Below are 21,165 nucleotides of genomic sequence, written 5' to 3'. Positions count from 1 at the left end.
TACGGCACACTTTCAGCGCCCCTTTGATGGGGCGCTGACGCTGCCTGGAGTTCCACTGTATGAACGCCCCCGAAAAAGACTCGGTCCCGAACACTGCGTCGCTGGATAACTTCCGGGCGATCGCCGATGCCATCGCCACACTGTTCTTTCCCCACGCCGAAGTGGTGCTGCACGACCTGCGTACGCAAAAGGTCGACTACATCGCCAACAACCTGTCCAAACGGGAAATCGGCGACGACTCGGCGCTGGAGGACATGCTCAGCGACGATGTCAGCGAACGAAACATCGGGCCGTACGAAAAGCTCAACTGGGATGGTCAGAAGATTCGCAGCCTCAGCACGGTGCTACGGGACAGCGAAGGTCATCCGCTGGCGGTGCTGTGCATCAACCTGAACATTTCGTTGTTTGAAAATGCCAAGGCCGCTTTGGACCTGTTCCTGTCGCCGACCAAGCTGATCCCACAACCGGATTCACTGTTCCGCGATGACTGGCAGGAGCGGATCAACACTTTCCTCCACGCCTGGCTGCGCGAACGCCAGCTGAGTCTGAATCTGCTGACCCGCGACCACAAGCGTGAACTGGTGCTGGCGTTGCACGCCGAAGGCGCGTTCAAGGGCAAAAGCGCCTCGAACTACGTGGCCAATGTGCTGAACATGGGCCGCGCGACGGTGTACAAGCATTTGAAGGAATTGAAGGGCTAAGTCTCAAGAGATGTATTGGCTGGCAGGGCCTCATCGCGAGCAAGCTCGCTCCCACATTGGTTCTGCGTAAAACACAAATTCTGTGTTCTGCAGAGATCCCTGTGGGAGCGGGCTTGCCCGCGATGGCGATCTATCAGTCGCCGTAGATGTCGGACTTGAAATACTTATCGGAAATCTTCTGGTACTCGCCACTGCTGCGAATGCCATCAATGGCCGTGTTCAGCTCGCTGACCAGTTCGGTATTGCCCTTGCGCACGGCAATCCCGGCACCCTCGCCTACATACTTCGGATCTTTCAGCTCCGGCCCGACAAAGGCGTAACCCTTGCCACGGGGCATCGACAGGAAATCATTGAGCGGAATGGTGTCGGCAAAAATCGCGTCGAGGCGACCGGCTGCCAGATCCATGTAGATTTCTTCGTTGTTGCTGTAGCGCTTGACGTTGATGCCCTTGGGCTCGAACACCTCGGTGGCGTAACGGTCGGTGGTGGTGGCACGCTGCACGCCGACGGTCTTGCCCTTGAGGCTGGCGTACTGGTCATCCACCACCGCGCCATCCTTCATCACCAGACGCGACGAGGTGAAATAGTACTTGTGGGTGAAATCCACCGACTTCTTGCGGTCTTCGTTGATGGTCATGGACGACAGCGCCATGTCGATTTTCTTCACCTTCAGGGAAGGAATCAGACCGTCGAACTCGCCTTCGACCCACACACACTTGACCTTCATCTGTGCGCACAAGGCATTGCCGATGTCATAGTCGAAACCGACGATTTCGCCCTTGTCGGTTTTCGAGGCGAACGGTGGATAAGCCGCTTCGATACCGATGCGCAAGGTTTTCTCGGCGGCAAACACAGAACTGCACGCCAACAGGCTCAGGGCCAGACCGGTGATGAGGGGGAACTTCTTCATGTTCGTTTTCTCGCGGTTGTTGTTGGTTTGGCAAGACAGAAGAAAAAGCTGAAACGGGCGGAAACCTTTTTTGTACTTATAATTCCATACTGGACTTTTATGTATAAATCGTCAATGAGGCAAATGCAGCCCGTGCCGGCCGATGGTCGGGTGGTGGTTCTTCAAGATTTTTAGTGGTGCAGATGACGCCATCGCGAGCAAGCTCGCTCCCACAGTGGATTTGGTTGTATACAAATTTTGTGTACGACGCAGAACCCTGTGGGAGCGAGCTTGCTCCGGGCGGCGCTCCGACGATGACTGACTTGAAAACGCCGCAGGACTTACTGCTTCCAGCGATCCGCCGCCGCATGATCACTGTCACGCCCTTCGACCCATCGCGGCCCGTCGCTGGTGTTTTCTTTCTTCCAGAACGGCGCACGGGTTTTCAGGTAATCCATGACAAAGGCGCAGGCGTCGAATGCCGCCTGACGATGGGCGCTGGCGGTGCCGACGAAGACAATCGGCTCGCCCGGTTCCAGGGCGCCGACGCGGTGCAGCACTTCCAGCTTGAGCAGCGGCCAGCGCTGCTGGGCCTCGGTGGCGATCTTGCCGAGGGCTTTTTCGGTCATGCCCGGATAGTGCTCGAGGAACATCCCGGCAACGTCGAGGCCGTCATTGAAGTCGCGCACATAGCCGACAAAACTCACCACCGCACCCACACCGACATTGGCATCGTGCATGGCGTTGACTTCGGCACCTGGGTCGAACGGCGTGGACTGCACGCGAATGGCCATGGTTCAGCCCCCGGTCACAGTCGGGAAGAACGCCACTTCATCGCCTTCGCTGACCGGCTCGTTGAGCTGACAGAGGTCTTCGTTGCGGGCACACATCAGGTTTTGCTCGCTCAACACCTCGGCACCGTCACGCTGGGCCAACAATGCGCGAACGTCGTCGACGGTGGCGAAATCGCCTTGAACCTTCACAGAGTCCAGCCCCAGCGCTTCACGATAACGGGCGAAAAACTTCACGGTAACGTTCATGACTGCTCTGCCTGGAAATGACCACTCTTGCCGCCGACCTTCTCCAGCAGACGCACGCTTTCGATGGTCATGCCGCGGTCCACGGCCTTGCACATGTCGTAGATGGTCAGCGCGGCGACGCTGGCGGCGGTCAGGGCTTCCATTTCGACGCCGGTCTGCCCGGACAGCTTGCAGCGCGCCACGATGCGCACCGAATCGTCGCCTTCGGCACTGAGTTCGACCTTGACGCCGGTCAGCATCAACGGATGGCACAGGGGAATCAGATCGCTGGTTTTCTTCGCTGCCTGAATGCCGGCAATGCGCGCCACGGCAAACACATCACCCTTGGGGTGGCCGCCGCTGACAATCATCTGCAGGGTTTCGGGCAGCATGCGCACCAGCGCTTGGGCCGTCGCCTCACGGAACGTCACGGTTTTTTCAGTGACGTCGACCATGTTGGCGCGACCTTGGGAATCGAGATGAGTCAGCACGGGATTACTCCTGATCAGGAGCATCGATTGTAAACCTGCAGATCAATTTTCCGCACGCCTGATTATCAGACGGACGCATTCCTGTAGGAGCTGGCTCGCCAGCGAAGACGGCCTTGAATTCAACGCAAGCCTCAAAGCAGCCTTCGCTGGCAAGCCAGCTCCTACAAGGTTTTGTGTCGGGCATAAAAAACCGGGCGGCTTCCAGGCCGCCCGGTTCCGGTGGACAGTTACAAATGCGATTCGGCGTATTCGGCCAGGATCGAGCGTGGTACCCCTTGCAGGGTGATGTGCACCCCGTTCGGGAAGTCCTTGAAGCGTTCAGTGAGGTAGGTCAGGCCGGAGCTGGTCGCGGACAGGTAAGGGGTGTCGATCTGCGCCAGGTTGCCCAGGCACACCACTTTGGAGCCGGCGCCGGCACGGGTGATGATGGTTTTCATCTGATGCGGCGTGAGGTTCTGGCATTCATCGATCAAAATCAGGCTCTGCTGGAAGCTGCGGCCCCGGATGTAGTTGAGGGATTTGAACTGCAACGGCACTTTGCTGAGGATGTAGTCGACGCTGCCATGGGTGCTTTCGTCGTCCATATGCAAGGCTTCGAGGTTGTCGGTGATGGCGCCCAGCCACGGCTCCATTTTTTCCGCCTCGGTGCCGGGCAGGAAGCCGATTTCCTGATCCAGACCCTGCACGCTACGGGTGGCAATGATGCGGCGATAACGTTTGCTGACCATGGTCTGCTCGATCGCAGCGGCCAGCGCCAGGATGGTTTTACCGGAACCCGCGGCACCCGACAGGTTGACCAGGTGAATGTCCGGATCGAGCAAAGCGTACAACGCCAGGCTCTGATAGATATCACGCGGTTTCAGGCCCCAGGCTTCCTGGTGCAGCAACGGTTCCTGGTGCAAGTCGAGAATCAGCAAGCGGTCTACTTCGATCTCCTTGATCCAGCCGACAAAGCCCTGTTCATCAATGATGAATTCGTTGATGTGCACCGCTGGCAGGTTGTCGATCAACTGTACCTGATGCCAGGTGCGGCCGTGGTCCTGACGGGTTTCGACCTTGCTCACGCGGTCCCAGAAAGAGCCGGTCATGTTGTGGTAGCCGTTGGGCAGCAAGGACACGTCGTCGACCAGTTGGTCGGTGCTGTAGTCCTCGGCCTCGATCCCGCAGGCGCGCGCCTTGAGGCGCATGTTGATGTCTTTGGTGACCAGCACCACGGGCTTTTTCGGGTCGCGTGTGTGCAGATCGATCAGTTGGTTGATGATTCTGTTGTCGTTCAGGTGCTCGGGCAGAATCAGATTCGGCTCGGCGTTCCTGCTCATCAGAATTGACAGCAAACCCTTGGGTCCGCTTTTGCCACGCTGGATCGGCACACCCTGCTCGACATCTTCGGGTGAGGCATCGCCCAGGGTCTTGTCGATCAGGCGGATGGCCTGGCGGCATTCGGCGGCAACGCTGTGATGCCCGCTCTTGAGTTTGTCGAGCTCCTCAAGCACGGTCATCGGGATGGCGACGTGGTGTTCTTCGAAGTTGAGCAGCGCGTTTGGATCGTGAATCAATACGTTGGTATCGAGTACATAAAGGATTGGCTGGTTGGAAGAAGAGCTACGTCCGTGATCATCCATACTCGGTCACCTTTGTGGGAGCCATTCGACGCAATACCTTGACGGTGCTGCGCCTCGAAGTGACTGCCGAATACACCTGCGGGGACTCAAGTGTTCTGCATACATGCGGGGTCTTGGAAGACGCCACCTGTGTTGCAGGTTTCGGCGGTCTGTCTTCGTAATACTCCAAAACGTGTGACAGAAAAAAGTACTTTGACGCTTTTTTGAAGTTTATTTTTCAGAATGACCAATAGCACTTGGCGGACTGCCATCACCCGTTTACAGTCGTAAGTCGACCTGCAACGAATCCCCTTCCAAAATCGCCAAAAACCCGATGTTTACGGGGTTTTGTCGTTTTCAGCGAAACGCATCCTGGCAATCTTCCCAGCCGATTCCGACCGGCGCCGTTTGCGTGACCAGCCACGGCAACGCCGTTTTCACCCCATCCTGCTTCACATTGAAATTGATCACCCCGTGCCGCCACAGCAACATCAGGGTCAGCACCCGTTGTGCACTCGGGTTGCCCTTGAGTTTTCCGGCGCCGTCCTGGGCGTCGATGTCCCACAGCGCGACCTGCAGACCCTGAGCCTTGAAGAAGCCTTCGGCATCGGAACGGCGTTGGCCATCAGGCGGACGGAACAGTGGCACGTAGTTCTCCGGCAGCTTGCTTTTGACCAGTTCGGCGCTGCGGCGCACCGAGTCCTGCCAGTCCTGCCAGTGGCTGTGGGAGCGGAATTCCCAGCCTTGTACGCCAATGCACTGGGTCGAGTAGGTCGCTTGCAGGTTGCTGACCGAATGCTCGGCCAAACGGGCCTGGATGTCCTTGCCGAGGACGAAGAATGTCCCGCTCATATTCGACTTGCGCAGGTACTCGGTGACCCAGGCGGTATTGTCCGGCGCGGCGTTGGCGGCGCTGTCGAAGGTCAGCAGAAACAGCCGGTCATGCATCTCGTCGCCGCTGCGCTCATAGTCGCCAAAACGATCGACTTCGCTGCTGGTTTGCGGGAACAGCGCGGCCTTGCGCAACTGCTCGTCCAGGTATTGGGTGTGAAACACGCGGCTCGGCTCGGCCCACTTGATGTAGTAGCTGTCTGCGCTGACCTGGAACCTGACGGCCTGTTCGTGCAGGGTCGGCATGTCTTCGACCAGAAAACAGAAGGAGGCATCCTGGTCGCAACTCTGCTGGGCGTAGTTGTAGTTGGCCAGCAACCGTTGCCACATACGCTGACGAACCCGGTTGACCGACTCCAGATTGATCGTGCGCAGGCCCAGGCGCTGGGCCAGGGCGGGTTCATCCAGCGACTCACTGGCCAACAGCACATTGGAAAACATGAGGATCTCGGCCCTCGATGCCACGTCGAACAGCGTCGGGTTGCCGAGTTTTTCTGGCCAGGTGCCGCGATCGAGCGTCGCCACATCGCCAGGTGCCGCGAGGGCGCCGAAGCTCAGTAGCCAGATCGAGATGAGAAAAGCGATACGCAATGGGATGTCTCCATAACAAAACCCGCGCGGCACTATAGCTGATCCAGACACACCTCCTGCAGCAACACTGAACCACTGTGGGAGCGAGCTTGCTCGCGATAGCAGTAGTTCAGGCACCATCTTTGGTGAATGTCATACCGCAATCGCGAGCAAGCTCGCTCCCACAGGGTTTTATGCAAGCCACCGGCCATCACCTATGGACGCGATAGCTGGAGTCAACGAGGACAACCCCCTAGAATCGCCGCCACGATTAAAGGAGACGACTTCATGCTGATGGTGATTTCACCCGCCAAGACCCTCGATTATGAAACACCGCCGGCGACCCAGCGCTTCACCCAGCCGCAGTACCTCGACCACTCCCAGGAGTTGATTCTGCAATTGCGCGAACTGACGCCCGCGCAGATCAGCGAGTTGATGCACGTTTCCGACAAGATCGGCGGGCTCAATGCCGCGCGTTTCGGCAGCTGGACGCCCGCGTTCACCCCGGAAAACGCCAAGCAGGCGCTGCTGGCCTTCAAGGGTGATGTGTACACCGGCATGAATGCGCAAACCTTCAGCGAAGCCGATTTCGATTACGCCCAGAAACACCTGCGCATGCTCTCGGGCCTCTATGGCCTGCTGCGCCCGCTGGACCTGATGCAACCCTATCGCCTGGAAATGGGCACCAGGCTGGCCAACGCCCGGGGCAAGGATTTGTATGCTTTCTGGGGTACACGCATCAGCGAATGGCTGAACGAAGCCCTGGTCGATCAAGGCGATGACGTGCTGCTCAACCTGGCGTCCAACGAGTATTTCTCGGCGGTCAAACGCAACGCCTTGAACGCGCGCATCATCAATACCGAATTCAAGGACCTGAAGAACGGCCAGTACAAGATCATCAGCTTCTACGCGAAAAAGGCCCGTGGTTTGATGAGCCGCTTCGTCATCGAAGAACGCATCAACGACCCGGCCACCCTCAAGCAGTTCGACGTTCAAGGCTATCGCTACAGCGCCGAACAATCCAGACCGGACAATCTGGTGTTTCTGCGCGATCACGCACCAGAGTGATGCATCCAGTCGGCGCACGCCCTCCACATCCCCTCGTGCGCCGACCCTTGATTCACTTCAACCTTCCTCGCCTTTTCGCCATATTTATGGCGCCAAAAAATCATCACCCGATTTTCTAACTTTAGTTTCACTCGACTTCGAACATTTTTTTGCGTAGTGGCACTGACTTTTTTTAACAGTAGTGGCAAAAAAATATCCCACCCAATGATCCGCCTATATATAAAGGGCGAAACGGCAAGTGCTATCAATTTGAGAGCAGTGCCATCTTTCTCAATATTTCAAGAAATTTCAGATTTCACGATGAGCGGACTGGAACTATGTCCAAACGCGCCGCTCATACCACCGGTAACGATTCTCGCCGAGCGTGTACGAGATAACTTACGCAGATAAGCGATTCATGTAGCGAAGTTGAAACACTAACTTGCGCTGACTAATCACTGATTTGGACAACAGCAATCGAACAGGAGATAACGCGGTATGACTATCCCCTACAAGGCCACGACAGCGCCCCTATAAACGTGCTCACCCGAGCACCCAACCGCTTGATCTACGGGCTTTCGGCCTGACATCGAGCGTGCAAGGCCGTTGCACCTGCATCCTTCCGACAGGAGGATAGGCTGCATAACAGGGCAAACCATAACAACAAGGCCTAGTTGCGCACACCTTGAGTGCATTTATTTAGACACTCGTAACTTATATGCCAGCACAGGGCATCGTTGTGCCTGTAAGGCACACTTGCGAGTGCACTAAAACACGCTGAACACCATTAACTCCGGCCATCTAATGGCTTGATGTATACAGGCTTGATAACAGAGAGGTAATTGCGATGCGCATCAGCATTTTTGGTTTGGGTTACGTCGGCGCGGTATGTGCCGGTTGCCTGTCTGCACGGGGCCATGACGTCGTAGGCGTCGATGTGGCCAAAGACAAGATCGATATGATCAATGCCGGCAAATCGCCGATCGTTGAACCGGGCCTGGGCGAACTTCTGGCCCAAGGCATCCAGACAGGTCGTCTGCGTGGCACCACCAACTTCGCCGAGGCGATTCGCGACACCGATCTGTCAATGATCTGCGTGGGCACGCCGAGCAAGAAGAACGGCGACCTGGAGCTGAACTACATCGAGGCAGTGTGCCGCGAAATCGGTTTTGTCCTGCGTGACAAGACCACCCGCCACACTATCGTCGTGCGCAGCACCGTACTGCCGGGTACCGTGGCCAACGTGGTCATCCCGATTCTCGAAGACTGCTCCGGCAAGAAGGCCGGCGTTGATTTCGGCGTGGCCGTGAACCCTGAGTTCCTGCGCGAAAGCACCGCCATCGCCGACTACGACCAGCCGCCAATGACCGTCATCGGCGAATTCGACAAGGCGTCCGGCGACGTTCTGCAATCGCTGTACGAAGAGCTCGACGCACCGATCATCCGCAAGGACATCGCCGTCGCCGAGATGATCAAGTACACCTGCAACGTGTGGCACGCCACCAAGGTCACCTTCGCCAACGAGATCGGCAACATCGCCAAGGCGGTCGGCGTCGACGGTCGCGAAGTGATGGACGTGGTCTGCCAGGACAAGACCCTCAACCTGTCCCAGTACTACATGCGCCCGGGCTTCGCCTTCGGCGGCTCGTGCCTGCCCAAAGACGTGCGTGCCCTGACCTACCGCGCCGGTTCCCTGGACGTGGAAGCGCCGTTGCTCAACTCGCTGATGCGCAGCAACGAATCCCAGGTGCAGAACGCTTTCGACATCGTTTCCAGCCACGACAAACGCAAAGTCGCCCTGCTGGGCCTGAGCTTCAAGGCCGGTACCGACGACCTGCGTGAAAGCCCGCTGGTCGACCTGGCGGAAATGCTGATCGGCAAGGGTTATGACCTGAGCATCTACGACAGCAACGTCGAGTACGCCCGCGTTCACGGTGCGAACAAGGACTACATCGAGTCGAAGATCCCTCACGTCTCGTCCTTGCTGAACTCCGACTTCGACGCGGTGATCAACAACTCCGACGTGATCATCCTCGGCAACCGTGACGAGAAATTCCGCGCTCTGGTGCAGGACGTCCCGCACGGCAAGCAGGTGATCGACCTGGTGGGTTTCATGTCCAAGGCCACCAGCACCAATAGCCGGGCTGAAGGTATCTGCTGGTAACGCGGTATCTGTAGGAGCTGCCGCAGGCTGCGATCTTTTGGCGCCGGCGTGATTGCTGAAGATCAAAAGATCGCAGGCTTCGCCAGCTCCTACAGGGATTCTGGCGTCATCCAGAGCGGGTGCCGCCAGTTTTCACAGGCCTGCCTTAACCCCATCGGGCCACCCCAAAGGCTCGCCCGAGATCGAGACGGATGCAGATTATGCACAGGCTAAAGCACGGCCTACTCCAGGCCGCCGGTTGGCTGTTCTACCTGAGTTTACTGATGGGCCTCGCCATGGCGTTGCCCGTGTCCACGTTCGACTCCGAGTCGAAGGACTTCATTTTCCTGATTGGCGCCGTGGGTATCTGGCGCTATTCGATGGGTGCCACGCACTTTGTGCGCGGCATGATCTTTCTGTACATCGTCTACCCCTACCTGCGGCGCAAAGTGCGCAAGCTGGGTAAAGCGGCTGACCCGTCCCACGTGTTCCTGATGGTCACCAGTTTCCGTATCGACGCCCTGACCACTGCGCAGGTCTACAGCTCGGTAATCCGCGAAGCCATCGACTGCGGCCTGCCGACCACCGTGGTCTGCTCCATCGTGGAAATGTCCGATGAGCTGCTGGTGAAAAGCCTGTGGAACCGGATGAATCCGCCGTCCCGGGTCAAGCTCGATTTCGTGCGCATTCCCGGCACCGGCAAACGCGATGGCCTGGCCTACGGCTTCCGTGCCATCTCCCGGCACCTGCCGGATGATCGTGCGGTGGTCGCGGTGATCGATGGCGACACCGTGCTGGCCGAAGGCGTGGTACTCAAGACCGTGCCGTGGTTCCAGATGTTCGGCAACGTCGGTGGCCTGACCACCAACGAATTCTGCGAAGTGCGCGGCGGCTACATCATGAGCGAATGGCACAAGCTGCGTTTCGCCCAGCGCCACATCAACATGTGCTCCATGGCCTTGTCCAAGCGCGTGCTGACCATGACTGGCCGCATGTCGGTGTTCCGCGCCACCGTGGTCACCAACCCGGACTTCATCGCCGACGTGGAAAGCGACTCGCTGCAACACTGGCGCCTGGGTCGCTTCAAGTTCCTTACCGGCGATGACAAGTCGAGCTGGTTCAGCCTGATGCGTCTGGGCTACGACACGTTCTACGTGCCCGACGCGGCGATCAACACCGTTGAACACCCGCCGGAAAAGAGCTTCATCAAGGCCAGCCGCAAACTGATGTTCCGCTGGTACGGCAACAACCTGCGCCAGAACTCCCGTGCCCTGGGCCTGGGGATCAAACGCCTCGGCGTGTTCACTTCGGTGGTGCTGTTCGACCAGCGCGTGTCGATGTGGACCTCGCTGCTGGGCCTGACCGTGGCGTTGATCGCCAGCTTCAAGTACGGCACCGCGTTCATCCTGGTGTACCTGCTGTGGATCGGCATCACCCGGTTCATCCTGACCTTGTTGCTGTCGTGCTCCGGACACCGGATCGGCCCGGCCTACCCGGCGATTCTCTATTACAACCAGATCGTCGGTGCGCTGGTGAAGATCTACGTGTTCTTCCGCCTCGATCAACAGTCCTGGACTCGCCAGCCCACTTCTCTGACCCGTGATCTCGCCAGCTTTCAACGTTGGTTCAACACCTGGTCGTCTCGGACCATGACCTTCTCTGCCGGCAGCATTTTTGTCGCCGTGCTGCTGTTGATGGTCTGACCGAACTCGCCTGAATTAACTAGGAAAACGCCCCCTATGAATACCGCCGTCAACGCCAACGTAGTGCATGAATCCGAAGCCCAGCGCCAACACGCCCGCGTGAAAATCCCGGCCAAGCTGCGTTTCTTCGGCCCCGACCGGACACCGGTCGAAGCCCGGGTGATCGACCTGTCCGCCGGTGGCCTGGCGTTCAACGCCGGTCAATTGCCGCTGAAGATCGGTGACGTGTACAAGGCCCGCCTGCAATTTCTCATCGACAACCTCGGCCTGGCCATGGACGTCGAATTGCAGGTCCGCTCCTTCGACCGCCAGACCGGACGCGCCGGCTGCCAGTTCCAGAATCTGGAACCACGGGACATCTCGACCCTGCGCCACCTGATCACTTCGCACCTGGCTGGCGACATCGTCAGCGTGGGTGAAATGCTGGCGACCCTGCAGCGCGACAATTTCACCAAGGCGCGCAAGATGAAGGACGGCGGCCACGGCATGACCGCGTTCGGCCGCCTGAAAGCCGTGACCTTCAGCCTGGGGGTCTTCGTTGTCGGCCTGACTGCATTCGGCTTTGTTTTCAAATCGGTGTACGGCATGTACTTCGTCAGCCACGCCCAGGCCGGTCTGGTCAGCGTGCCGGGCGTGAACATCACCATGCCCCGCGACGGCACCGTGCAAAGCCTGGTGAAAGCCGACGGCGTGGCCGCCAAGGGCGCACCGCTGGCGACCTTCAGCACCAGCATGCTCGACGTGCTCAAGGGCCATCTGGACGAAGACCAACTGCAACCGGCCAAGGTTGCAGAACTGTTCGGCAAGCAGATGACCGGCACCCTGACCTCGCCTTGCGACTGCACCGTGGCCCAGCAAATGGTCGCCAACGGTCAGTACGCCAGCAAGGGTGACGTGATCTTCCAACTGGTGCCACGCAACAGCGAAGCCAATGTTGAAGCGCGCTTCTCCTATCGCCAGTTCGGTGACGTACGCCCAGGTACTTCGGTGCGCTTCCAGATCGCCGGCGAAGACAAGAGCCGCACCGGCAAGATCGTCAGCAGCACCAGCCTGAAAAGCGCCGATCTGTCATCGGACATCCGCGTGCTGATCCAGCCGGACGAAACCCTGGACAGCTCCCTCGCCGGCCGCCCGGTGGAAGTCAACAGCGACCGTGGCCCGAACCTGAACTGGCTGATCGACAAAGCCATGGCTGTCGGTCTTTAAGTCGAGGACATGCCTGTGACTACTCCAACCCTCAACACGCCACCGACCCTGTGGGAGCGAGCTTGCTCGCGATGGGATCCGCGCGGTTTGTCTGATGTACCGAGCCAGCCGCATCGCGAGCAAGCTCGCTCCTACATGGGTCCGCTGTGTGCAGTTGCATTGGCGGTGAGCCTGGCCGGTTGCGCCGGCCTGCCCGACCAGCGCCTGGCCAACGAAGCGCTCAAACGTGGCGATACCGCCACCGCCGCGCAGAATTACCGGCAACTGGCAGACCTGGGCTACAGCGAAGCCCAGGTCGGTCTGGCCGATATCCAGGTCGACAGCCGTGACCCGGCGCAGATGAAACAGGCCGAGGCGACTTACCGCGCCGCGGCCAGCGTTTCGCCGCGCGCCCAGGCACGCCTCGGTCGCTTGCTGGTGGCCAAGCCCGGTTCCACCGAAGCGGAACAACACGAAGCTGAAACCCTGCTGAAAAAAGCCGCTGCGGCAGGCGAAGGCAACACGCTGATCCCGCTGGCAATGCTGTACCTGCAATACCCGCACAGCTTCCCCAACGTGAATGCGCAACAGCAGATCAGCCAATGGCGTGCCGAGAACAAACCGCAAGCCGGTCTGGCGCAGGTGCTGCTCTATCGCACCCAGGGCACCTACGACCAGCATCTGGATGACGTGGAAAAAATCTGCAAGGCCGCGCTCAGCACCAGCGACATCTGCTACGTCGAACTGGCCACGGTCTATCAGAAACAGGCCAAGCCCGAGCAACAGGCCGAGCTGATCAAGCAGATGCAAGCGGCGCACGCCCAAGGCACCATTTCGGCGCAGCGCGTCGACAGCGTCGCCCGCGTGCTCGCCGATTCGACGCTGGGCAAGACCGACGAGAAGACCGCACAGTCGCTGCTCGAACCGATCGCACCGGGCTACCCGGCGTCGTGGGTCAGCCTCGCGCAACTGCTCTACGACTTCCCGGAACTGGGCGACGTCGACCAGATGATGAAGTACCTGGACAACGGCCGCGCCGCCGACCAGCCCCGCGCCGAACTGTTGCTGGGCAAGCTCTACTTCGAAGGCAAACTGGTGCCGGCTGACGCCAAGGTCGCCGAAGAGCATTTCCAGAAAGCCGTTGGTCGCGAAGTCGCCGCCGATTACTACCTTGGCCAGATCTATCGCCGTGGTTACCTGGGCAAGGTCTACCCGCAGAAGGCTCTCGACCATCTGCTGACCGCTGCACGCAACGGCCAGAACAGCGCCGACTTCGCCATTGCCCAACTGTTTTCCCAAGGCAAGGGCACCAAGCCTGATCCGCTGAACGCCTACGTCTTCAGCCAATTGGCCCTGGCCCAGAACACCCCGCAAGCCACTGAGCTTGCACAAACAATCCAAACGCAATTGCCGCCCGACCGGTTGGCCGAGGCCCAACGCCTGTTGAAACAAGAACAGGCCATGCGCGGTGCCCTGAGCCCGAACACGCCGGAACTGCACACCCTGCAAGAAGAAGTCAGCGAGGAATCCAAATGAAGTTGAATCCATTCATGAAGGCCGGCATCGGCCTGACATTCGCGCTGATCTGGTCTTGCCCGACGCTCGCTGCGATGACTGAAACCAAGAACTTCGGCCTGGACGTGAAAATCACCGGCCAGTCCGAAGACGACCGTGACCTCGGCACCGCTCCCGGCGGTGACGTCAATGGCGTCGGCCTCGACCTGCGTCCGTGGGTCTACGGCGAAAGCGGCGCGTGGAGCGCCTACGCCATGGGTCAGGCAGTGACGTCCACCGACATCATCGAGACCGACACCCTGCAACAGTCCGATGGCGCCGAAAACTCCGACAACAATGATCGCCAGACCAAGAAAAACTACCTGGCCATGCGCGAATTCTGGGTCGGCTACAGCGGCTTCACGCCCTACCCCGGCGAGATCCTGAAGTTCGGTCGCCAGCGCCTGCGCAATGACGACGGCCAATGGCGTGACACCAACATCGAAGCCCTGAACTGGACCTTCGACACCACCTTGCTACGCGCCAACGTCGGTATCGCCGAACGCTTCAGCGAATACCGCACCGACCTCAAGGAGCTGTCGCCGCAAGACAAGGATCGCCTGCACGCCTACGCCGATGCCGCGTACCAGTGGACACCGGGCAACTGGGTCGGCATTCGCGGTCATCACACCCACGACAACGGCAAGCTCGACTTCCCGGAGCCGGGTGTGCCGGCGGATTCGCTGGACAAGAAACAGAACGGCGACATCAGCTGGCTCGGCCTCACCGCCGACAGCGACGCCTACAACTGGCGCAATACCAACACGGTCAATTACTGGGGCAGCATCACCGGCATGAGCGGCGACATCGACAAGGTCAACCCGCTGAACGCCGATGGCACGCCGCCGGCTGAAGCCAAGCGCGGTGAAAACCTCAACGGCTGGGCCACCGATGTCGGCGTGCGCCTGCGTCTCGATCCGCAATGGCAAGTCGGTGCCGCCTATGCCCGCGCCAGCGCCGAGTACGAACAGAACGGCCTGGAAAGCAACCGTTCGAACTACACCGGCACCCGCTCACGCGTGCACCGCTTCGGTGAAGCCTTCCGTGGCGAAATGAACAACATGCAGAGCGCCACCCTGTTCGGTTCGTGGATGCTCAACGACGAATACGACGCCAGCCTGATCTACCACAAGTTCTGGCGCGTCGACGGCAACAAGCCGGTCGGCAGCAATGGCATCAACGCCGTCCAGAACAACACCGACGACGTCACCGGCGCGATCCTCTCCAGCACTTCGCTGCCGCTGAACGATGGCGAGAAAGACCTCGGTCAGGAGATGGACCTGGTGGTCACCAAGTACTTCAAGCAAGGCCTGTTGCCGGCGTCGATGAGCCAGGCGATCGATGAGCCGTCAGCCCTGGTGCGTTTCCGTGGCGGCGTGTTCAAGCCAGGCGATGCGTATGGCAAGGAAGTCGATTCGTACATGCACCGCGCGTTCATCGACGTGATCTGGCGCTTCTGATGCACATTGCGAAGGGAGTCTCCCAGATGAATCATCCAGCCCGAAAAGGCTCGATCAGCCTGTTGGCCGGCGCGATGCTGCTGGCCAGTGCGACTGGCTTCGCCAATGTAGAGCAGGCCAATGCGGAGCCGGCCAAGCCGGCAACCGTGGCCAAGGAACTGCAACAGGCCAAGACCTACACCGTCAGCAGCGCACCGACCGCGCCACTGGAGCTGGCCAAGCCGAAACTGCCGGACGTTTCCGGCTACACCGCCGAGGCTATCGCAGCGAAAATCGTGCGCAGCAAGGCCGGCAAGATCAGCGTGCGCCGGATGATGCAGGAAGACGCCCTCAAGGACTTCATCGGTGGCGACAACAAGATGGCCGAGTGGGTGGTGCGTCAGCACGGCATCCCCCAGGCGATTTTCGTCGACGACGGCTACATGAACCTCAAGGACCTGGCGAAGAAGCTGCCCAAGCAGTACTTCAGCGAAACATCGCCAGGTGTGTTCCTCTCCCGGTTGCCGATCGTGGTCGGTCGCCACGGCATCCTGGAAATCGACAAACAGACTCAGGAACTGCGCCTGTCCCAGGAGGCCGGTGCGTTCCTGGTCAACGACGGCCAGCTGTTCGTTCGCGATACCAGAATCACTGGCTGGCGCGAGAAGGACAACGGCCCGGCGACGTTCACTTCGCCCAAGGAATTCCGTCCGTTCCTGCTGGCCTGGGGCGGCACCGAGACCTACATCGCCAACAGCAAGATCGCCAGCTTCGGCTACGCCAACAGTAAATCCTACGGCGTGAGTATTTCCCAATACACGCCGAACATGGCCAAGGTGCTCAAGCGCCCTGAGCCGACCGGCTGGATCGTCGGCTCCGAATTCTCGGACATGTGGTACGGCTTCTACTGCTACGAAACCCGCGACTTCGTGGTCAAGGGCAACACCTACAAAGACAACATCGTCTACGGCATCGACCCGCACGACCGTTCCCACGGTCTGATCATTGCCGACAACACGGTGTATGGAACGAAGAAGAAGCACGGGATCATTATTTCCCGTGAGGTCAACGACAGCTTCATCTTCAACAACCGCAGCTACGACAACCACCTCTCGGGGCTGGTGATCGACCGTAACAGCGTCAACAACCTGATTGCCCACAACGAGATCTACCAGAACCACACCGACGGCATCACCCTCTACGAGAGTGCCGACAACCTGCTGTGGGGCAACCGCGTGTTGAGCAACAAGCGCCACGGCATCCGCATTCGTAACAGCGTGAACATTCGCCTCTACGAAAACGTCGCCATGGCCAACGGCCTGACCGGTGTCTACGGGCACATCAAGGACCTGAGCAACACCGACCGTGACATCAAGCTCGACCCGTTCGACGCCCAGGTGTCGTTGATCGTGGTCGGCGGTGAACTGGCGGCCAACGGCAGCGGCCCGCTGTCCATCGACTCGCCGCTGAGTGTCGAGCTGTATCGCGTGTCGATGCTCGCCCCAACCAAATCCAGCGGCATCAGCTTCACCGGCATCCTTGGCGATCGCCAGGATGAAATTCTCGACTTGCTGGTACGCCAGCAGAAAGCCGTGCTGATCGACCCTGTCGAACGCCAGACCGAAATGCGGGACTGAGGATAATCTTATGCACCCACACTTGATCAAATTACTCAGCCTGTCGGCCCTGACCGCCGGCATTCTCGCGGCCAGCGGTGGTGTTCGCGCCGATGAAACCAAAGCGCCGAGCTTCACCGCGGAACCGTGCTGCAGCCTGTGCCCGGCTGCTCACGATCCGAAGAACTACACCACCCGTTACCAGCAGAACTTCACCACGCTGGTGCAGGCCCAGGGTGATTGGTTGTTCCGTACCCAGGAAGACTTGCGCACCGAGTTCGACACCACGCCCGCCGGCTACAAACGCATGAAACAACTGCACGATGCGTTCAAGAGCAAAGGCGTGGAGCTGGTTGTCGTGTACCAGCCGACCCGTGGCCTGGTGAACCGCAACAAACTCAACCCGGCGGAGAAAGCCAGCTACGACTTCGACAAGGCACTGAAGAACTACAAGTCCATGCTCGGTCGTTTCGCGCAGATGGGCTATGTCGTTCCGGACCTGTCGCCGCTGACCAACGAGTCGTTGCCCGACACCCTGCCCGCCCACGATTTCTACTTCCGCGGCGACCAGCACTGGACCCCGTACGGTGCCCAGCGCACGGCGAAGATCGTCGCCGAGAAGGTCAAGCAACTGCCTGAATTCGCCGACATTCCCAAGCGCGAATTCGAGACCAAAAAGTCGGGGCGCATGGGCAAGACCGGCACCTTGCACAACATGGCCGGCCAACTCTGCGGCACCAGCTACGCGATCCAGTACATGGATCAGTTCACCACCGAGCCGAAGGGCGAAGCGGGTGATGGCGATCTGTTCGGCGACTCCGGTAACCCGCAGATCACCCTCGTCGGTACCTCCCACAGTGGCAAGAACTACAACTTCGCCGGATTCCTCGAAGAGGCCATCGGCGCCGACATCCTCAACGTGGCGTTCCCCGGCGGCGGCCTGGAAGGTTCGATGCTGCAGTACCTGGGCAGCGATGAATTCCAGAAGAACCCGCCGAAGATTCTCATCTGGGAATTCTCGCCGCTGTACCGCCTCGATCAGGAAACCATCTACCGCCAGATGATGGCGTTGCTGGACAACGGTTGCGAAGGCAAGGATGCGCAGATGTCCGGCAGCGCCACGCTCAAGCCGGGCAAAAACGAGTTGATGGTCAACAGCAAGAACTTGGACCTGCGCAACGCTAGCCACCAGGTCGACATCCGCTTCGCCGACACTTCGGTGAAAACCCTGCAAGCCACCCTCTGGTACATGAACGGTCGCCACGAGGACATCAAGATCGACAAACCGGAAACCTCCGAGACTGACGGGCGTTTCGCTTTCGAGTTGCGCACGGACGAAGACTGGGCCTCGCAGAACCTGCTGGCCGTTGAAGTCCAGGGCCCGGAACAAGCGGGTGCAGCGCCACAGAAAGTCGAAGCGAAAATTTGCAAACGCAACGTGTTCCCGGGCGCCGAGCAGCGTACTGCTTCGGTCGGGCAATGAGGTCTGCCATGCGCAATCCGAAATTTTCAACACTGTTGGCACCGACGCTTTTGAGCCTGGCGATGTTCGCCGGGGCCACACAAGCGGCTGCGCCACTGCGTCCACCCCAGGGCTATTTTGCGCCTGTGGATAAATTCAAGACGGGCGACAAAAGCGAAGGCTGCGATGCGATGCCGACGCCGTACACCGGCTCGTTGCAATTTCGCAGCAAGTACGAAGGTTCGGACAAGGCCCGCGCGACCCTGAACGTGCAGTCGGAAAAAGCCTTCCGCGAAAGTACCGCCGACATCACCAAGATCGAGCGCGGCACCAGTAAACGCGTGATGCAGTTCATGCGTGACGGCCGCCCGGAACAACTGGAGTGCACGTTGAACTGGCTGACGACCTGGGCTCGGGCGGATGCCTTGATGTCCAGGGACTTCAACCACACCGGCAAGTCGATGCGCAAATGGGCGCTGGGCAGCATGGCTTCGGCGTATATCCGCCTGAAGTTTTCCGACTCCCATCCGCTGGCCACCCATCAGCAGGAAGCCCAGCTGATCGAAGCCTGGTTCAGCAAGATGGCCGACCAGGTGGTCAGTGACTGGGACAACCTGCCGCTCGACCAGACCAACAACCACTCGTACTGGGCCGCCTGGTCGGTGATGGCCACTTCCGTCGCCACCAACCGTCGCGACCTGTTCGACTGGGCGGTGAAGGAATACAAGGTCGGCGCCAACCAGATCGACGCCGACGGCTACCTGCCCAATGAACTCAAGCGCCAGCAACGGGCGCTGGCCTACCACAACTACGCCCTGCCGCCGCTGGCGATGATCGCCAGTTTCGCCCAGGTCAACGGCGTGGACTTGCGCCAGGAAAACAATGGCGCACTCAAACGCCTGGGTGACCGGGTACTCGCCGGGGTGAAAGACCCGGATGAGTTCGAGGAAAAGAACGGCAAGGAACAGGACATGACCGACCTGAAAGAGGGCATGAAATTCGCCTGGCTCGAGCCGTTCTGCTCGCTCTACGCCTGTACGCCGGACGTGCTTGCGAAGAAGCACAAGATGCAACCGTTCAAGAACTTCCGCCTAGGCGGTGACCTGACCAAGGTCTACGACCCGGCCAATGAAAAGGGCAGCAAGGGTTCCTAAAGCCAAACACAACCCCCTGTAGGAGCTGGCTTGCCAGCGAAAGCGTCCTCACAGCCGACAAAGACGTCGCCTGATACATCGCCTTCGCTGGCAAGCCAGCTCCTACACATCAAACAAGGAGAGACCGGGATGGTTTTTTCATCCAACGTGTTCCTGTTTTTGTTCTTGCCGATCTTCCTCGGCTTGTACTACCTGAGCGGGCAACGCTATCGCAATCTGCTGCTGCTGATTGCCAGTTACGTGTTCTACGCCTGGTGGCGTGTGGACTTCCTCGCGCTGTTCGCCGGCGTCACGCTGTGGAACTACTGGATCGGCCTGAAAGTCGGTGCCGCCGGGGTCAGGACCAAACCGGCGCAGCGCTGGCTGCTGCTCGGCGTGGCCGTCGACCTGTGCATCCTCGGCTACTTCAAGTACGCCAACTTCGGCGTCGACAGCATCAACGCGATGATGACGTCGGTGGGTCTTTCGCCGTTCATCCTGACCCACGTGCTGCTGCCGATCGGGATCTCGTTCTACATTTTCGAGTCCATCAGCTACATCATCGACGTATACCGTGGTGATACCCCGGCGACCCGCAACCTGATCGACTTCGCGGCGTTCGTGGCGATTTTCCCACACCTGATCGCCGGCCCTGTACTGCGTTTCCGCGATCTGGCCGACCAGTTCAACAACCGCACCCACACCCTCGACAAGTTCTCTGAGGGCTGCACGCGGTTCATGCAGGGTTTCATCAAGAAAGTCTTCATCGCCGATACCCTGGCGGTGGTGGCCGACCACTGCTTCGCCCTGCAAAACCCGACCACGGGCGATGCCTGGCTCGGCGCGCTGGCGTACACCGCGCAGCTGTATTTCGACTTCTCCGGTTACAGCGACATGGCCATCGGCCTGGGCTTGATGATGGGTTTTCGCTTCATGGAGAACTTCAAGCAGCCTTACGTCAGCCAGTCGATCACCGAGTTCTGGCGGCGCTGGCACATCAGCCTGTCGACCTGGCTGCGTGACTATCTGTACATCACCCTCGGCGGTAACCGTAAGGGCACGCTGATGACCTATCGCAACCTGTTCCTGACCATGCTGCTCGGCGGTCTGTGGCACGGCGCGAACATCACCTACATCGTCTGGGGTGCGTGGCACGGCATGTGGCTGGCGATTGAAAAAGCCATCGGCCTGAACACCTCTCCACGCAGTTTCAACCCGATCCGCTGGGTGATGACCTTCCTGCTGGTGGTGATGGGCTGGGTGATCTTCCGCGCGGAAAACCTTCACGTCGCCGGGCGCATGTACGGCGCGATGTTCAGCTTCGGCGACTGGTCGCTGTCGGAACTCAACCAGGCCAGCCTCACCGGCCTGCAAGTGGCAACGCTGATCGTGGCTTACGTGACCCTGGCGTTCTTCGGCCTGCGCGATTTCTACACCAACCAGCCACCGGCCAAGACCAAGCCTGCCGTGAACGTCGATGCCGACGGCCCGGCCGCTGCGACACCGGGAACGATCAAGGCCGTGCCTGGGGATAACCCGGCAAACATCCACCAGCCTGGCTACACCGTCGGCGTCGACGCCCAGGTGCAACCGGCCTATTGGACCGCTGACTGGTCGCGCTACGTGATGCGTGCGCTGGTGCTGCTGCTGTTCATCGCCTCGATTCTCAAACTCTCGGCGCAAAGCTTCTCGCCGTTCCTTTACTTCCAGTTCTGAGGGAT

At 59.5% G+C, this 21,165-nt stretch carries 17 protein-coding genes; 11 read left to right on the top strand and 6 right to left on the bottom strand.

Features of this window, described 5'->3' with window-relative positions; all coding sequences use genetic code 11:
- The first annotated feature begins 59 nt into the window (after positions 1-59).
- Positions 60-701: a transcriptional regulator gene (locus KGA81_RS22595; protein WP_108214957.1), complete on the top strand. Its 642-nt coding sequence runs from the start codon at positions 60-62 to the stop codon at positions 699-701.
- A gap of 133 nt (positions 702-834) precedes the next feature.
- Here the strand turns inward: KGA81_RS22595 and KGA81_RS22590 are convergent, their stop codons facing one another.
- The 6 genes from KGA81_RS22590 to KGA81_RS22565 all read right to left on the bottom strand — a co-directional run bounded on the left by KGA81_RS22590 (position 835) and on the right by KGA81_RS22565 (position 6,183).
- On the bottom strand, positions 835-1,611 hold the full coding sequence (locus KGA81_RS22590) for an ABC transporter substrate-binding protein (RefSeq protein WP_223548612.1): 777 nt from the start codon (positions 1,609-1,611) through the stop codon (positions 835-837).
- 320 nt (positions 1,612-1,931) lie between these two features.
- The gene (moaE, locus tag KGA81_RS22585) at positions 1,932-2,384 is read right to left on the bottom strand and encodes a molybdopterin synthase catalytic subunit MoaE (protein ID WP_223548610.1); all 453 of its coding nucleotides are present in this window, start codon (positions 2,382-2,384) and stop codon (positions 1,932-1,934) included.
- A 3-nt stretch (positions 2,385-2,387) separates the two neighbouring features.
- Entirely contained in the window at positions 2,388-2,630 is a 243-nt protein-coding gene (gene moaD / locus KGA81_RS22580) for a molybdopterin converting factor subunit 1 (RefSeq protein ID WP_223548608.1), read from the bottom strand.
- Complete coding sequence (moaC, locus tag KGA81_RS22575; protein WP_223548606.1) at positions 2,627-3,100, bottom strand: cyclic pyranopterin monophosphate synthase MoaC; 474 nt, start codon at positions 3,098-3,100, stop codon at positions 2,627-2,629. The genes moaD and moaC overlap by 4 nt, the downstream gene beginning before the upstream one ends.
- A gap of 227 nt (positions 3,101-3,327) precedes the next feature.
- Positions 3,328-4,722 carry a PhoH family protein gene (locus tag KGA81_RS22570; RefSeq protein WP_223548604.1) on the bottom strand — a complete coding sequence of 465 codons (1,395 nt, stop codon included), beginning with the start codon at positions 4,720-4,722 and terminating at the stop codon, positions 3,328-3,330.
- Positions 4,723-5,058: 336 nt separating this feature from the next.
- Positions 5,059-6,183, bottom strand: a complete 1,125-nt coding sequence (locus tag KGA81_RS22565) for a polysaccharide deacetylase family protein (protein ID WP_223548602.1) — start codon at positions 6,181-6,183, stop codon at positions 5,059-5,061.
- A gap of 267 nt (positions 6,184-6,450) precedes the next feature.
- Between KGA81_RS22565 and yaaA the strand changes: the two genes are divergently transcribed.
- From yaaA to KGA81_RS22515, 10 genes are all read left to right on the top strand, one after another.
- The gene (gene yaaA, locus KGA81_RS22560; RefSeq protein WP_223548600.1) at positions 6,451-7,230 is read left to right on the top strand and encodes a peroxide stress protein YaaA; all 780 of its coding nucleotides are present in this window, start codon (positions 6,451-6,453) and stop codon (positions 7,228-7,230) included.
- An 826-nt stretch (positions 7,231-8,056) separates the two neighbouring features.
- Positions 8,057-9,373 carry a nucleotide sugar dehydrogenase gene (locus tag KGA81_RS22555; RefSeq protein WP_046041959.1) on the top strand — a complete coding sequence of 439 codons (1,317 nt, stop codon included), beginning with the start codon at positions 8,057-8,059 and terminating at the stop codon, positions 9,371-9,373.
- 200 nt (positions 9,374-9,573) lie between these two features.
- Positions 9,574-11,055 carry a mannuronan synthase gene (gene alg8 / locus KGA81_RS22550; protein WP_411736572.1) on the top strand — a complete coding sequence of 494 codons (1,482 nt, stop codon included), beginning with the start codon at positions 9,574-9,576 and terminating at the stop codon, positions 11,053-11,055.
- A gap of 36 nt (positions 11,056-11,091) precedes the next feature.
- Positions 11,092-12,261, top strand: coding sequence for an alginate biosynthesis protein Alg44 (locus tag KGA81_RS22545; protein WP_223548598.1), 1,170 nt, complete (start codon positions 11,092-11,094; stop codon positions 12,259-12,261).
- Positions 12,262-12,276: 15 nt separating this feature from the next.
- Positions 12,277-13,776: an alginate biosynthesis TPR repeat lipoprotein AlgK gene (algK, locus tag KGA81_RS22540; RefSeq protein ID WP_223548596.1), complete on the top strand. Its 1,500-nt coding sequence runs from the start codon at positions 12,277-12,279 to the stop codon at positions 13,774-13,776.
- The gene (locus KGA81_RS22535) at positions 13,773-15,254 is read left to right on the top strand and encodes an alginate export family protein (protein ID WP_223548594.1); all 1,482 of its coding nucleotides are present in this window, start codon (positions 13,773-13,775) and stop codon (positions 15,252-15,254) included. Before algK ends, KGA81_RS22535 begins: the two co-directional genes overlap by 4 nt.
- A gap of 26 nt (positions 15,255-15,280) precedes the next feature.
- Positions 15,281-16,870 carry a mannuronan 5-epimerase AlgG gene (gene algG, locus KGA81_RS22530; RefSeq protein WP_223548592.1) on the top strand — a complete coding sequence of 530 codons (1,590 nt, stop codon included), beginning with the start codon at positions 15,281-15,283 and terminating at the stop codon, positions 16,868-16,870.
- A 10-nt stretch (positions 16,871-16,880) separates the two neighbouring features.
- Positions 16,881-18,332, top strand: a complete 1,452-nt coding sequence (locus tag KGA81_RS22525; RefSeq protein ID WP_223548591.1) for an alginate O-acetyltransferase — start codon at positions 16,881-16,883, stop codon at positions 18,330-18,332.
- Between the two features lie 8 nt (positions 18,333-18,340).
- Positions 18,341-19,465 (top strand): mannuronate-specific alginate lyase, encoded by a 1,125-nt coding sequence (locus KGA81_RS22520; RefSeq protein WP_223548589.1) that lies wholly within the window; start codon positions 18,341-18,343, stop codon positions 19,463-19,465.
- Between the two features lie 129 nt (positions 19,466-19,594).
- Complete coding sequence (locus KGA81_RS22515; protein ID WP_223548587.1) at positions 19,595-21,160, top strand: MBOAT family O-acyltransferase; 1,566 nt, start codon at positions 19,595-19,597, stop codon at positions 21,158-21,160.
- The last annotated feature ends 5 nt before the right edge of the window (positions 21,161-21,165 follow it).

It is taken from the genome of Pseudomonas sp. A-B-19, assembly GCF_019947515.1.
In the GTDB taxonomy this organism is placed as follows: domain Bacteria; phylum Pseudomonadota; class Gammaproteobacteria; order Pseudomonadales; family Pseudomonadaceae; genus Aquipseudomonas.
The sequence above is the reverse complement of the archived record's forward strand: the minus strand, read 5'-3'. Positions and strand labels throughout refer to the sequence as shown.

Excerpts from the sequence above, each read along its gene's own strand:
- KGA81_RS22595 (WP_108214957.1), top strand. The coding sequence starts at position 60 with ATGAACGCCCCCGAAAAAGACTCGGTCCCGAACACTGCGTCGCTGGAT.
- KGA81_RS22590 (WP_223548612.1), bottom strand. The coding sequence starts at position 1,611 with ATGAAGAAGTTCCCCCTCATCACCGGTCTGGCCCTGAGCCTGTTGGCG.
- moaE (WP_223548610.1), bottom strand. The coding sequence starts at position 2,384 with ATGGCCATTCGCGTGCAGTCCACGCCGTTCGACCCAGGTGCCGAAGTC.
- moaD (WP_223548608.1), bottom strand. The coding sequence starts at position 2,630 with ATGAACGTTACCGTGAAGTTTTTCGCCCGTTATCGTGAAGCGCTGGGG.
- KGA81_RS22570 (WP_223548604.1), bottom strand. The coding sequence starts at position 4,722 with ATGGATGATCACGGACGTAGCTCTTCTTCCAACCAGCCAATCCTTTAT.
- yaaA (WP_223548600.1), top strand. The coding sequence starts at position 6,451 with ATGCTGATGGTGATTTCACCCGCCAAGACCCTCGATTATGAAACACCG.
- KGA81_RS22555 (WP_046041959.1), top strand. The coding sequence starts at position 8,057 with ATGCGCATCAGCATTTTTGGTTTGGGTTACGTCGGCGCGGTATGTGCC.
- alg8 (WP_411736572.1), top strand. The coding sequence starts at position 9,574 with ATGCACAGGCTAAAGCACGGCCTACTCCAGGCCGCCGGTTGGCTGTTC.
- KGA81_RS22545 (WP_223548598.1), top strand. The coding sequence starts at position 11,092 with ATGAATACCGCCGTCAACGCCAACGTAGTGCATGAATCCGAAGCCCAG.
- KGA81_RS22535 (WP_223548594.1), top strand. The coding sequence starts at position 13,773 with ATGAAGTTGAATCCATTCATGAAGGCCGGCATCGGCCTGACATTCGCG.
- algG (WP_223548592.1), top strand. The coding sequence starts at position 15,281 with ATGAATCATCCAGCCCGAAAAGGCTCGATCAGCCTGTTGGCCGGCGCG.
- KGA81_RS22525 (WP_223548591.1), top strand. The coding sequence starts at position 16,881 with ATGCACCCACACTTGATCAAATTACTCAGCCTGTCGGCCCTGACCGCC.
- KGA81_RS22520 (WP_223548589.1), top strand. The coding sequence starts at position 18,341 with ATGCGCAATCCGAAATTTTCAACACTGTTGGCACCGACGCTTTTGAGC.
- KGA81_RS22515 (WP_223548587.1), top strand. The coding sequence starts at position 19,595 with ATGGTTTTTTCATCCAACGTGTTCCTGTTTTTGTTCTTGCCGATCTTC.